The sequence below is a fragment of the Blautia sp. DFI.1.216 genome (assembly GCF_020594215.1).
Lineage (GTDB): Bacteria > Bacillota > Clostridia > Lachnospirales > Lachnospiraceae > Blautia_A > Blautia_A wexlerae.
Window position 1 is genome coordinate 1 of sequence record NZ_JAJDML010000069.1, and the last position, 13,906, is coordinate 13,906.

The 13,906-nt window shown below is 41.7% G+C and carries 13 protein-coding genes and 1 pseudogene; 1 reads left to right on the plus strand and 13 read right to left on the minus strand.

Annotation, left to right across the window (positions count from 1 at the left end):
• Positions 1-255: 255 nt before the first annotated feature.
• The 6 genes from LJE11_RS17155 to LJE11_RS17180 form a co-directional block, all read right to left on the minus strand.
• On the minus strand, positions 256-1,248 hold the full coding sequence (locus tag LJE11_RS17155; RefSeq protein WP_008708207.1) for a cysteine ABC transporter substrate-binding protein: 993 nt from the start codon (positions 1,246-1,248) through the stop codon (positions 256-258).
• A 294-nt stretch (positions 1,249-1,542) separates the two neighbouring features.
• Complete coding sequence (locus tag LJE11_RS17160) at positions 1,543-2,298, minus strand: amino acid ABC transporter ATP-binding protein (RefSeq protein ID WP_008708208.1); 756 nt, start codon at positions 2,296-2,298, stop codon at positions 1,543-1,545.
• Between the two features lie 21 nt (positions 2,299-2,319).
• On the minus strand, positions 2,320-2,997 hold the full coding sequence (locus LJE11_RS17165; protein ID WP_008708209.1) for an amino acid ABC transporter permease: 678 nt from the start codon (positions 2,995-2,997) through the stop codon (positions 2,320-2,322).
• Complete coding sequence (locus LJE11_RS17170; protein ID WP_008708210.1) at positions 2,978-3,637, minus strand: amino acid ABC transporter permease; 660 nt, start codon at positions 3,635-3,637, stop codon at positions 2,978-2,980. The genes LJE11_RS17165 and LJE11_RS17170 overlap by 20 nt, the downstream gene beginning before the upstream one ends.
• A 178-nt stretch (positions 3,638-3,815) precedes the next feature.
• On the minus strand, positions 3,816-4,436 hold the full coding sequence (locus tag LJE11_RS17175) for a GDSL-type esterase/lipase family protein (protein ID WP_008708211.1): 621 nt from the start codon (positions 4,434-4,436) through the stop codon (positions 3,816-3,818).
• A 245-nt stretch (positions 4,437-4,681) separates the two neighbouring features.
• Positions 4,682-5,449 (minus strand): helix-turn-helix domain-containing protein, encoded by a 768-nt coding sequence (locus LJE11_RS17180; protein WP_008708213.1) that lies wholly within the window; start codon positions 5,447-5,449, stop codon positions 4,682-4,684.
• 147 nt (positions 5,450-5,596) lie between these two features.
• Between LJE11_RS17180 and LJE11_RS17185 the strand changes: the two genes are divergently transcribed.
• Positions 5,597-7,882 (plus strand): glycoside hydrolase family 3 C-terminal domain-containing protein, encoded by a 2,286-nt coding sequence (locus LJE11_RS17185; protein WP_022380063.1) that lies wholly within the window; start codon positions 5,597-5,599, stop codon positions 7,880-7,882.
• 201 nt (positions 7,883-8,083) lie between these two features.
• On the opposite strand, the gene bioA is transcribed toward LJE11_RS17185, so the two are convergent.
• From bioA to LJE11_RS17220, 7 genes and pseudogenes are all read right to left on the minus strand, one after another.
• On the minus strand, positions 8,084-9,274 hold the full coding sequence (bioA, locus tag LJE11_RS17190) for an adenosylmethionine--8-amino-7-oxononanoate transaminase (RefSeq protein WP_008708215.1): 1,191 nt from the start codon (positions 9,272-9,274) through the stop codon (positions 8,084-8,086).
• Complete coding sequence (gene bioD, locus LJE11_RS17195) at positions 9,271-9,969, minus strand: dethiobiotin synthase (protein ID WP_008708217.1); 699 nt, start codon at positions 9,967-9,969, stop codon at positions 9,271-9,273. The genes bioA and bioD overlap by 4 nt, the downstream gene beginning before the upstream one ends.
• The gene (gene bioB, locus LJE11_RS17200) at positions 9,966-10,958 is read right to left on the minus strand and encodes a biotin synthase BioB (protein ID WP_008708219.1); all 993 of its coding nucleotides are present in this window, start codon (positions 10,956-10,958) and stop codon (positions 9,966-9,968) included. Before bioB ends, bioD begins: the two co-directional genes overlap by 4 nt.
• Positions 10,955-11,548 (minus strand): biotin transporter BioY, encoded by a 594-nt coding sequence (locus LJE11_RS17205; RefSeq protein ID WP_008708220.1) that lies wholly within the window; start codon positions 11,546-11,548, stop codon positions 10,955-10,957. Before LJE11_RS17205 ends, bioB begins: the two co-directional genes overlap by 4 nt.
• 398 nt (positions 11,549-11,946) lie before the next feature.
• A pseudogene (locus tag LJE11_RS17210) lies at positions 11,947-12,062 on the minus strand (IS200/IS605 family transposase); the annotation flags it as partial.
• A gap of 129 nt (positions 12,063-12,191) precedes the next feature.
• Positions 12,192-12,632, minus strand: a complete 441-nt coding sequence (locus LJE11_RS17215) for a threonine/serine exporter family protein (protein ID WP_008708222.1) — start codon at positions 12,630-12,632, stop codon at positions 12,192-12,194.
• A complete protein-coding gene (locus LJE11_RS17220; protein ID WP_008708223.1) occupies positions 12,629-13,393 on the minus strand; it encodes a threonine/serine exporter family protein in 765 nt (254 codons plus the stop codon). The genes LJE11_RS17215 and LJE11_RS17220 overlap by 4 nt, the downstream gene beginning before the upstream one ends.
• Positions 13,394-13,906 lie beyond the last annotated feature (513 nt).

Consider the following 13,906-nt stretch of genomic DNA (forward strand, 5'->3'; position numbering starts at 1 on the left):
GGCAATCTGGAATGAATTTTGGCTACGTTACTGTGAACGGAGTGAACAGTAACCCTTTTCCCATTTACAAAGTCACATACAAAAATGACAGAATTTTGAAATATCTGACACACTTGCAATAAGCAAAAATTGATCATTATCTCAAAATGAAACGCACTCCACAGGAATGTCCTAATGGAGTGCGTCTCACTTTGTTTATAAATCAATACTTTAGAGAATATCAAAATTATAACTTTTATACTGCATTTACACTGCTTATTCAGCGTCTGCTGCCTCTGTCTCTTCCGGTTCTTCTGTTGTTTCCGCATCTTTAGTGTCATCGGAGGCTGCATCAGAATCTTCTGTCGCTGCTGCATCTGCATCCTCAGCTTTTTCTTCGCTGTCCACAACACCACCTTCAACTACCAGGTCATCCGGATTGATGTTGTCACCGTATACAGGTTTCAGAGTTTCTTCGAAATCTTTATGGAAGAACTGTTCATCTGCCAGAGATTTGATTTCATCGTTGATTGCGTTCAGAAGGTCTGTGTTGCCCTTCTGTACTGCTGGTGCAATCGTATCAATATCACCAAGAGATTCGATTCCTACAGAGAATCCTTCATTCTGCTGAGCCCATGCAAGTACTTCTGTATTGTCTGTGGAGAATGCATCTCCTCTTCCATCAAGAAGCGCATCGTATGCTTCCTGGTATTCATCAAATTTTACAAGTTCAATATCCGGATAGTTATCTGTGAAATATGTCTCTGCTGTTGTTCCTTTTACAACGATCAGCTTCTTGCCTTCCAGATCTTTTACATCTTTGATCAGCGCATCATCAGGAGAAACAACTCCAAGAGCTACCTTCATATATGGAAGTGCGAAGTCTACTTTCTCCGCTCTGTCATCGGTTACTGTAAAGTTTGCAAGGATCACATCTACTTTTGCAGACTGCAGATATTCTACACGACTTGCTGCCTCTACATAAGTAAATTCTGCATCGTCTTCACTTCCCAGAAGGTCTTTTGCAAGTCTTTTTCCAAAGTAAATATCGTATCCCTGAACATCACCGTTTTCATCTACATATCCAAATGGATTCTTGTCACTGAATACACCGATTTTGATCTTTCCGTCTTTTTTGATCTCATCCAGAGTACGGGCCTGTGCAGTGTTTCCACCGTCATCTGCCGCACTTACAAGAATACTTCCGCCAAGAAGTGTTGTTGCTGCTACACCTGTTGCTAATAAGACTGCTAATATTTTTTTCTTCATGTTCTTTTCCTCCATGTTTTAAAAAAATTTTGATTTTATTATAATTTTTATAACTAGTACATCGTTTTCGAAATAACTATACCACTCACTTGTCTGCGAATCCGATTGCACAGGTCTAAAAGCCTCAGCGTAGCCCGCTACGCCTGCGTTTTTATACCAGCACACTCGAATCCGCATCCTACGCGATTGGTATAGTTATTTACGAAACGATGTACTAGCTCTTATGATATCCTGCTATTTCATGGATATTATCATCCATTTCAGGATTTATAAAATATTCTGTTTTCCTCTATTCTATTTTTTCACTGTTTCATAATGGAAACTGTTCAGGAACTGTTTTGCCCTGTCAGTCTCCGGATTGTCAAAGAACTGTTCCGGAGTGTTCTCTTCTACAATGTTTCCCTTATCCATAAAGATCACTCTGTCTGCTACGGAACGGGCAAATTCCATCTCATGAGTGACGATCAGCATGGTCATTCCTGTCTTTGCAAGTTCCAGTACTACCTGAAGTACTTCTCTTACCATCTCAGGATCAAGTGCTGCTGTAATCTCATCCAGAAGCATGATCTCCGGATGCATCAGCATGGCACGTACAATGGCAACTCGCTGTTTCTGACCACCGGAAAGCTGCCTTGGATAATTATCTTTCTTATCCAGAAGACCAACTCTGTCAAGAAGCTGCTCCGCTTCCTTTTTCACTTCTTCTTTATTTCTTTTCTGTACTTTCATTGGTGCCAGAAGAAGATTATTTAAAATTGTCATATTCGGGAAAAGATCATAGCTCTGGAAAACCATTCCTATCTTCTCTCTGACTTTGCTTATATTCTTTTTTTCTTTCTCATAGCTTACACCGTTAAGCTTCAGTACACCGGTGTCAATCTCTTCCAGGCGGTTGATACATCGCAGGAAGGTACTTTTTCCACATCCGGAAGGTCCTACGATCACTACCACTTCTCCCTTTTGCAGAGAGAAGGAAACATCATCCAGAATAGGAACATTGTTTACATATGATTTCTTTAAATGTTCTACTTCTAAAATCGGCTGTCCCATTCATTTATCCTCATTTCTCTATTAATCAGCAAACTTCTTTTCCAGTACTCTGGAGAGTCTGGAAAATGGAAAACATATGATAAAATACATAAAGAATACTGCACCATATACCCAGAGGGCCGCTGTCGGATTTGTATAACGTGATGCATCTATGATCTGTTTTCCAACTTTTAACACCTCTACTACTCCGATAAGAGCTACCAGTGATGTGGTCTTGATCATTCGGGTAAGAAGATTCACTGCGGATGGAAGAAGTCTTCTTATAGTCTGCGGAAGGATAATATAAAGATAGACCTGCCATTTGTTTAATCCAAGACCGTATCCGCTGTCATACTGGTGTTTAGGAATGGAGATCAGCGCACTTCGCACCAGATCACCCATTTCAGCAGTTCCCCAGAATGTAAATACAATGACCGCCGCTGTCTCACCGGAAAGATTCATCCCCAGATGCTTGGCCGCTCCGAAATATACCAGGAACAAAAGCACCAGCTGCGGCATGATTCTTACTATTTCAAGGTAAATGCGGCAGATAAACTTAATGATTTTATTTGGGATATTCATTACCATCCCAAGAAGAAATCCAAGGATTATGGAAAATACCATGGAAATCAGTGCAATTCTTATTGTTACCCACAAGCCCTGCCAGAGTCTTAATGAGTTGATTCCCTTAAAAAGAACCTCAATCCCCATATTCTGCATAGCGGACTCTCCTTTCTACAAATGAACAGATAAGTGAGATTGGTAAAAGTATGATCAGATATGCGATTACCAACATAAACAGGGCTTCATCTGTTTTGTAATAAATTCCGATCAGGTCTTTTGTCACAAACATCAGGTCTGCAAGTGCTACTGCACTGAATACGGAGGTTTCCTTAATAAGAAAGATCGCATTTGCACAGAATGCCGGAATAGAATTGGATACCGCCTGGGGCAGGATAATGTTTGTAAATACCTGACTCTTACTCATTCCAAGGCTTAATGCGGATTCCACCTGAATGGGTGGAACATTGTCCAGGCCGCTTCGGAAGGCTTCTGCCATATAACTGCCTCCGAGAAAGGTCAGTCCTGTGATCGCACACTGTTCTGAACTGAGGACAATCCCTATTTTCGGAAGACCGAAATACAGGAAAAACAACTGAATCAACAATGGTGTATTTCTGGACAGTTCAATGTAACATTCCACGATCTGACGAAGTACAGGAATCCTGAAATACTTAATCATGCTGCAGACAAGCCCAACCACAATGGCAAGCAGCACACCAATCACCGCCATGTGAAGTGTAAGCTTTGCTGCCTCAATATAAAGAGGTGTCTGCTCGCGGATAAACTCAAAATCCATGGTTACTTTATTCTCCTTCTATTATTATGATTTAGAGCATATTTGAAGAACGCTCTGGTGTGCCTGTGCCGCTTATTACTTTTCAATCCACTGCTATTTCGGTTAAAGCAGGTAGTTTACTTGATTTAGTTAAAGCGTTACATCTGCACATCTGTGAACTATCATAACATTTCAGGCTTCATCCTGCAAGCTTTTCATAAATTGCATCTGCAAGTCTGCTATGTCCCAGTTCATCCAGATGCTCCTGATCGGCTTCTCCCGGTCGGGCAAATTCTGAAGCCGGAAGATAAGAAATATTTCTTCTTCTGGCGATTTTCTCATACACCCGGGGCAGATTCCATGATACTTCGATAGAATTCTTATCGAATTCCGGATCAAAATCCTCTTCCCAGATTCTCTCCCCAAGGTAGATTGGAGATACCAGTAATATTTTGGCATCCGGGTTTACAGTGTTGATCTGATCAAGGAGCTGTTCAATCCCCTGTCCGATCACTTCCGGGGTTGCGCTGTATACGCTTTTACAATCGTTCGTGCCAAGCATGAGAACGATAGTGTCTACTGGTCTGTGGCTCTCAAGGATTGCCGGAAGCATTTCTGTTCCTCTTCTTTCTGTACGGAATGGATCATCGAATACGGTGGTTCTTCCGCAGAGTCCTTCTTCGATTACTCTGTAGCCTTTTGTTCTTACTTTGTCATCCAGGATGCTGGTCCAGCGGGTACCCCATCCGTATCTCTGATTAGTAGTTCCCGGGATTAAACCGTATGTATTGGAATCACCGAAACATAAGATTTGTTTCATGTCTTGTCACCTTCTTATCTGATATTTTTAATGGGATTTTTTGCTTTCCCTGTTTTCATATTGATTTGATAGGAATACTATACAATCTTTATTTTTGTTTGTCAATCCCTTTTTTGTATTTTTTGAAAATGTTTATTTGTACGTCATAAGTCATAAAGGGACGCTCAGAAATATTTTTATTTTCCGTGCGGTTTCGGGACCTATAGCAATCCTCGTAAATAATCAAAAAACTTTTGATACCGATATTATTTCCAGTCCTGAACTTTATATTTTTTATATTTTGCAGGTGTTGTTCCTGTATATTTTCTGAAAATTTTTATAAAATAGCTCTGTGTGGAAAAGCAGAGATATTCACTGATCTGTGCTGCTGTATAATCTGAATAGGTCAGCATATTACAGGCAGCTTCTATCCGTTCTTTCTGAATATAGTCGACAAAAAGCATTCCTGTTTCTTTTTTAAACAATCTGGAAAGATAACTGGCACTAATCCCTGCTGCCTCTGCAGTTTCTTCCAGTGTAACGGGAACATGCAGATGAAGATGAATATATTTTACTGCCGCTTCAATTTCTCTGCTGTAATGTCTCATTCCGGACTTTTGCACTTCCTGGGCAAATCTCAGAGCTGCTTTTTGTGATAACTTTTCTATGGAAGATTTACTGGTACACTCTTCCACTGTCTGAATATAGCCATCGCTTAATGCATAAGCAGTTTCTTCAGGTACGCCACCTTCAATCGCAGCTCTGGTAAACAGCGTAATTCCTGCGATAAACATATTCTTACTGTTTCGCAGTTCATTTCTGGACAGTATTCCAGGAGTTCCATCCGGTGTGATCTGAAAAACGGACTGTATTCTGTCTGTCTGACCATTCCTGATAGCATCATACTGCCGACGCTCACTTGCATAAGATTCATGTTTCTGTAAATTCTCACGTCTCTCAAATAGAGTATTCCTGCTTCGGTTCTCTGCAACCTGTTGTTCTTTTTCATTGTATTCCTTACTTTTCTCCTGCATCTTTATTCCTCTCGCATACGCAGCAATATTTTGTTATTTATATCAATATTTTACTATATTTTATCATTTGAAGGTGATATAGTCCAGATAAAGGCAACACAAACAATCTGTTCAACATATATTAATAAACTTATGGAGGAATTTATTATGAAGCGTGATTTAAAGAAAATCATCAGCCAGATGACTCTGGAAGAAAAAGCAGGCATGTGCTCAGGGCTTGATTTCTGGCATCTGAAAAGCGTGGAAAGACTTGGAATCCCGGAGGTAATGGTAAGCGACGGTCCTCACGGGCTTCGTAAGCAGGATGACAAAGGAGATCATCTTGGAATGAACGACAGTATCAAAGCAGTCTGCTTCCCTCCTGCTGCTTTAAGTGCCTGCTCTTTTGACCGTAGCTTAATGGAAGCCATGGGCGAAACTATTGGCAGAGAAGCACAGGCAAATGACGTATCTGTTGTTTTAGGACCGGCTGTCAATATTAAACGTTCTCCGCTCTGCGGAAGAAACTTTGAATACTATTCAGAAGATCCATACCTTGCAGGTGAGATCGCTGCTGCATTTATCAATGGTGTACAGTCCCAGCATGTAGGAACTTCCATCAAACATTTTGCAGCTAACAATCAGGAATATCACCGCATGAGCAATTCTTCTGAAGCAGATGAAAGAACACTCCGTGAAATTTATTTTCCTGCATTTGAAACTGCAGTAAAAAAGGCTCAGCCATATACCTTTATGTGCTCCTACAATCAGATTAACGGTACTTTTGCTTCCGAGAATAAATGGCTTCTTACCGATGTTCTCCGCAATGACTGGGGATTTGAAGGATATGTTATGTCTGACTGGGGTGCTGTCAATGACCGTGTGAAGGGTCTGGAGGCCGGCCTGGATCTGGAAATGCCAGGTTCCAACGGAACAAACGATGCTCTGATCATGGAAGCCGTAAAAAATGGCACTCTGAAGGAAGAAGTTCTGGATCAGGCTGTAGAACGTATCCTGAATATTATTTACAAATATGCGGACCACCGTGCACCGCAGGAATTTACCATGGAAAAAGACCATGAAGAGGCACGCCGTATTGCGGAAGAATCTATGGTCCTTCTGAAAAACGCAGACCAGATTCTGCCTCTGAAGACCTCTGAGAAAGTAGCTTTTGTAGGTGGTTTTGCCAAAAAACCTCGTTTCCAGGGCGGCGGAAGCTCTCATATTAACTGCTTTAAAATTACCAATGCACTGGAAGCTGTTCCTGCTGATGCACAGATTATTTACGCAGAAGGATTTCCTGCTAATAAAGATTTATACGATGAAAAACTGGCTGCTGAAGCACTTCAGGCTGCAAAAGCTGCTGATAAGGTTGTGATCTTCGCCGGACTTCCGGATAGTTTTGAGTCTGAAGGATATGACCGTTCTCATATGAGACTGCCAGAATGCCAGAACCGTCTTATTGGTGAAATCCTTGAAGTTCAGCCAAATACTGTGATCGTTCTTCACAATGGTTCTCCTGTGGAAATGCCATGGATCAATAATGTGAAAGGTATTCTGGAAGCTTACCTTGGCGGACAGGCAGGCGGAGCTGCTGTTGCAAATATCCTCTATGGTATTGTAAATCCAAGCGGTAAACTGGCCGAAACAATTCCGGTGAAACTGGCTGACAATCCATCCTACCTGAACTTCGGTGGCGGCGATAAAGTGGAATACCGTGAAGGTGTATTTGTAGGATATCGTTATTACGATACCAAGCAGATGGAAGTTGCTTATCCATTCGGATACGGACTCTCCTATACTACTTTTGCATACAGCAATCTGCAGATTTCCAACACAAATCCAACAGAAAAAGATACCATCACTGTTTCTGTAGATGTGACAAATACAGGCAGCATTGCAGGAAAAGAAATTGTCCAGCTCTATGTGAAAGACATGACAGCATCCACGACCCGTCCTGAAAAAGAACTGAAAGGCTTTGAAAAAGTCCAGCTTGCTCCTGGCGAAACCAAAACAGTTACTATGGAACTGGATAAGCGCAGCTTTGCATGGTACAATACCGAATTACACGACTGGTATGCTGCAAGCGGCAAATATGAGATTCTGATCGGTGCATCCTCCAGAGATATCCGTCTCTCTGAAACCATTGAACTCTCCAGCAGCCAGGTAATTCCTATGCATATTCATATGAACACAACACTGGGTGAACTTTTCAATAATCCAGACACAAAAGAAGCAGCAAAAGAACTGACTTCCAGATATCTCGCTGCAATGAACGGCGGTTCAGACACAGCTTCCGAATCTGCTGCTGAAGCTATCACTGAAGAAATGGTAGCAGCAATGACATATTCCATGCCACTTCGCTCTCTGTGCAGCTTTGGCGGATTCTCCCGGGCTGAGATCCAGGAGATGATTGACAAACTGCAGGCAATCTATAGCAATCCTCTGAAATAATGCATCTTAATCCAGCCCATCAGAGTGTGAAATCCTGCGTCAGATATCTTTGCCGTGCGTCAGCACGCCTGCAGATATCTTCCTTGTCTTTCGCACTCTGCTGAACTGTCTTAAATGCATTATTTACGAGGATTGCTATAAAACAAAAAAACTACTGTATATAAGCTGAATTTTTTTCCGGCTTTATACAGTAGTTTTTATTTATTTCTCTCTAAACCATTCCTTCATCACATCAAAAATTCTTATAAGCTCTTCGTCACTGATCACATATGGAACCATAGAATACATATAGTTCAAAAATGGCCTGCTGAACACACCCCGTTCATAAGCAAACTGCTGGAAGCCTTCCAGATTCCTGGAATCATGAACCTCCACGCACACGCAGCCACCCATGATCCGGACTTCTTTGATCCGTGGATCTGTGAATGCTTCCATCTCACCACGTGAAACCTGTTCAATATGACGGATTTTACTCATATAATCTTCACGCTCAAAAATCTCAATCCCCTTCAAAGCCACAGCACATGCCAGCGGGTTTCCCATAAAAGTAGGACCATGCATCAGGGCAAGTCTGTCATCATCACTGTAAAAGGCATCAAATACCTTGTGATTTGCCACAGTGACAGCATGACCAATATATCCTCCTGTAAGGGCCTTTCCAAGAACCAGGATATCCGGCAGAACAAGATCTGCCACAAAGCGATTACCTGTGCGGCCAAACCCGGTTGCAACCTCGTCAAAAATCAAAAGAACATCATACTGGTCACACAATTCTCTTGCTCTCTTCAGGAATGAAATATCATACATCCGCATTCCTCCTGCTCCCTGTAAAAGAGGCTCCACAATAAAGCAGTTCAGACGGTCATGATACTGTTCAAATGCCTCCTCCAGGGCCGGGATCTCAGTGGGAATATGGACAACACCCTCTTTTTTGTCAAAAGCGAAATGATAATCCTCGTCATCACCAACTTCCATTGCCTTAAAGGTATCCCCGTGATATGCATGTTCAAGAGCCAGCACTAACGGGCGCTTTCTTCCCTGATTGGTGTTGTATTGAAGGGCCATTTTAAGTGAGACCTCCACTGCAACACTTCCTGAATCTGAAAAAAAACAATAATCCAGATCTCCTGGCAGAAATTCCTGCAGCTTCGCAGAAAGCTTTTCCACCGGCTCATGTGTCAGTCCCCCAAGCATTACATGACAAAAACGGTCTGCCTGTTCCTTGATCGCTTCTGTCAGTTCCGGATGCTTATATCCATGAATCATACACCACCAGGAAGATATAGAGTCTATCAGCTTCTGATCTTTTGTATAAAGATGTACACCCTCTGCATCCAGAATCTTATAGGGAGCTTTCATTGTTTTCATTTGTTCATAGGGATACCATATCATTTGATCTTCACCTCATCATAAAATTCTGCCAGTACATCTGCATCTATATCAAGATCCTTCGCATTATCCTGTACTTTTGCAATAACCGGAAGGCCTGTCATATATTGGCACATAGCAATATTATCCTCTTCCATAATATTTCCGGGATGGTAATGGTTAAAAATAATACCTTTGATTGGAAGGGAATGGGCTTTCATATACTCAGCAGTCAATACAACACTGTTTATTGTACCAAGCCCTGCATCTGCCACCAGAATACTGGAAAGCTCAAACTCTCTTATCACATCTTCAAGCTGGATTTTGCGTTCATCAAAACAGAGCGGACAGAGGATACCGCCACTTCCTTCCATGGTAATATATTCATAATCATTTGCTGCCTTCAAAAATCCTCTTCGCACAACATCAAGATCCACCGGATTACCCTCAACTCTTGAAGCAAGATGAGGAGACCAGGCATTTTCATATACATAGGGACACATATCATCCAGAGACTGGGAAATACCAGACATCTCTTTAACAAAAAGTGCATCGCCCGGGATTAGACTTCCGTCTGCACGCCGGTCATTTCCACTCATTGCAGCTTTGTAATAAGCCGGATTTTTTCCTGCCTGTGCCAGTTTTTTTACGATCAGTCCTGAGAGATAGGTTTTGCCCATGTCTGTTCCTGTTCCTGTAATAAATACCGCTTTACTCATGATTCTTCCACTTCCTTCCAATATTCTGGTGTTACATTTCTGCCCATATCAGAGAGCATTTTTCGGTCGCTGCGGATGGTTGCGCAGGCAACAGTAGTCAGCATATTCCCTGTTATTGTAGCGGAGGCACCGGATTTAAAAGCGGTTTCCCCGTCATTGGTAAGAAGTGCCCGTCCGGCAGCAAGACGAATATTAGCCTCAGGATTAATATAACGAAAGAAGGCAATTGTCCGGAGGATATCCTGCTCTGAAAGCTGATCAAGATGTTCCAAAGGTGTTCCCGGAATGGGCATCAATGCATTGATCGGAATGGAGTCAATACCCAGCTCTGCAAGGCTGACTGCCATATCCAGGCGATCCTCCCAGGTCTCTCCCATTCCTATGATGCCACCGGAACATGCACACATTCCTTCTGCCTTTACCTTTTTCAGAGTTTCAATCTTCATATCGTATGTATGTGTCGTACATATATTAGGAAAATTTCTCCGCGAAGTCTCAATATTATGATGGTAACTGGTTACTCCGGCTTCATGAAGACGATGCAGCTGTTCGGAAGAAAGAAATCCCATGGAAGCACAGAGATCGATATTGCATTCCTTATACATGGTTTCATAGGCATGAATCGCCTGATCAAATTCTTTTCCGGTCAGAGCCTTTCCTGCAGTGACAATGGAAAAACGGTCAACGCCCTCCTCTTCATTCATTTTACATGCTTCCAGAATCTTTTCCTCGGGAAGAAAATCATAGATTTCACAGGAAGTATGGTGGTGTACTGACTGAGCACAATATTTGCAGTTCTCCGGACACCTGCCGCTGCGGCCATTGATAATGGAACAGAGATCTACCTTATCACCGATATATGCTTCGCGGATACGGTCTGCTCCTTCACATAACTCATCTAAATCACAGGTGAGAAAGAAAGAAAGATCATCTTTCCTTGTGATTCTGCGTCCATCAATAATTTCCTGTGCTAAAATAAGTGGATTCATTTTGCAAGCTCCTCCGTTTCCAGTCTGACATTTGATTTTGAATCAAAAAGATATTGAAGTACTACCGGTCTGACACGCTTTGCAATAACAGCTCCCAGAACACTTAATGCAATGTCACCAGGTACTGCAAGAAGAAAACAATAAAGAATCAGCGGCCAGATTCCAATCGGTGTATCGATCACATAATTACAGATCACATAGTAATAAACCATTCCACAGGCATAGACGATCATCAGACCTGCCAAATTCGCAAGTAAATAGTGAAAAACTGTCTTCTGCTTAAGACGCTCTGCAATAAGTCCGGTCACGTATGTTCCCAGGCAGAACCCTATAATATAACCGAAGCTTGGCTTGAAAATATACCAGATCCCACCGCCCTCCGAAAAGATCGGAAGTCCTGCCAGTCCCAACAGCATATAGGCAACCACAGAAATCATACCCCTTCTGGATCCCAGAAACAATCCGGCAAGCATAGTGAACAGGTACTGCAGTGTAAAGGGAACTACAGGTACAGGGATTTTAATAAACGCACCTGCTGCAATCAACGCCGTAAAAAGACCGCAATAGATCATGCTTTTTGTTTTAGTCATTTGTAAACCTCCATATATTTTATGGTTTACTATTTTAAAGCACAGAAGGTTAATTGTCAACTTTTTTATTTTCTCAGTTTATAGTTCGCCTGTTACTGTTCACACACCACTATCCCGCAAGGTGTTTTGGCATGAATATGCCAAAATCCCGAGACATACAAGCCAAAATTCCATTGCCGCAGGCAATCTGGAATGAATTTTGGCTAAGTTACTGTGAACGGAGTGAACAGTAACTTAGCCTTGCTATTTGCGTCACAGCATATATAATATGGTCAAGCGGATAAAATCATCCGCTTCGCTACTTGCTTGATTCGGTAATCACGACCACCGGCTAAGTCGGTGGTTTGCTTTGACCCTATAAGGGTCTATTACCGGCATTGGAGTCTAATGACTCATTATTCCTGTATTTTTTTTGCATTTTTCCATACCGTATCTACATAATATCCACGACACCAGAAATGTCTGTTTCCATATTCAGATTTGCATGTCTTTCGAATATCATTAATGTACTTTTTCATTTTAACCATACAAAAACGGCAGACCCCCCAATAAAGTCAAGAGATTCTGCCATTTTATTTTTCATCAACTGTCGAAAACGGGTGTGTGTCATTTCATCGGGAATTTCTTTCTTGCCAGGTCAGTTCTACTTTTTCCTTACAGTTCTCAGAAAATAACAGATCGACCACGCAATACTCATTCCTGCTGCAATTCCAAAAGCAAAAAGAAACGTATCCCGTCCATATTCCAATGCTCGAACAGTATTTCCTTCCACAATGCTGTTCATACAATAATAAAGAGTACTTCCGGGAATCAGAGGGATTACGGAAGTAACAAAAAAAGATGTAGATGTTTCTTTACAGATTCTTGCAAGAATTTCTGCATACACATCTGTAACAAAGCCAGCCATCAGAGTCGGAAGAAAAACATTTCCCCAGAATTCTTTTCCCAGAAGGAACACCAGCCAGCTAAGGAAGCCGCCAACTGCTGCCAGAGGCAAATATTTCTTTTTTATATGAAAAAGAATTCCAAATCCTACAGAGCCAATGGCTCCGGTAATTAATTGTATCATGATTGCTGCAGTCAAAGTCCAAACCTCCCAAATAAAATAATTGCCCCCATAAATCCAAGTGCCAGTGCCGCAGCAAGTAGTAAAGCAGCAATCAGACGGATGATTCCAGAGAGTGTATCACCAATAAGTACATCCCTGATTGCATTTGTCGACATCAACCCCGGAATCAAAAGCATAATGTCACCGATCATAATCTTATCCATGCGAAGGAATGGGCACAGCAAGGTTAATCCACAGATTGCACAGCCTGTAAAAAAAGACGCCACAAACTGAAAAGTCACTTCATTCATGCATACCGGACGAAGATATTGCTGTAATCCCCAGATCAGAACAGCCCCAAGCCCTGCTGCAACAGCATCCGGAATACTTCCACCATAAAAAAAAGCAAAACTGCATGCAGCCAGAAGGCTTCCAAGAAGTTTCCATAGCGGTTTTGTTTTATTTATATTAATTTTATCAAATTCCTTCCGAAGCTCTGCTGCCGGAACAGGATGATTACAAAAACGACGGCTCAGATCATTCAACTGCTCCAGTTTGGTAAAATCATTTCCTCCGCACTCCCTGATCCGTCGGGTCTGTGTCCGCGCTCCTTCTCCCGGAAATTCCATGGTAATAACGATACTGGATGTGATCACAAAAACATTCATCTGCGCAGCACCACAGGCATAACCCATTCGGTTCAGCGTATCCTCCACCCGAAAAATCTCTGCACCGCTGTTTAACAATGCGTCACCCATATCAAGAAAAATATGTAAAAAATCTTTAGATGTCTGCATAGGATTACTCCTTTAATTTTGCAGAAAAGAGTCCGGCATAATATACGCCAGTGTCTTACTTCTGCACTTTTGTATTCTGAAGATAGCTTTAGTATAAGGCTTAATTGCAGTTAATACAACTTCTATTTTATAGCGCTTTCATAAAATAGTTCCAATTCAGATTATTTTGAAAAAATAAGATGTGTTTTTCAGATCAAAAAATATGAGTAGTAGTCAAGAGGACTTGATGGATTAATCCGTCAAGCCCTTTCTATTTATTATGAGAAATAATCAGTGTACGAGCTGTCAAGTATTTTCTTCCTTCTTATAAAGATTAAAATTCTTGACAGCTCTGTTTTTGGCAAATAAAAAAATATCATAGAATCTAGTTTAATAGACTCATATGATATTTCTTTGATTACTCTTGTGATTACCCGTGAAGACGAAGACGCGCAAAAGCCTTCATTTTCAAAGGTTTCGAGCAGGGGATGAGAGAATCGAACTCCCACCAAAGGTTTTGGAGACCCCTATCAT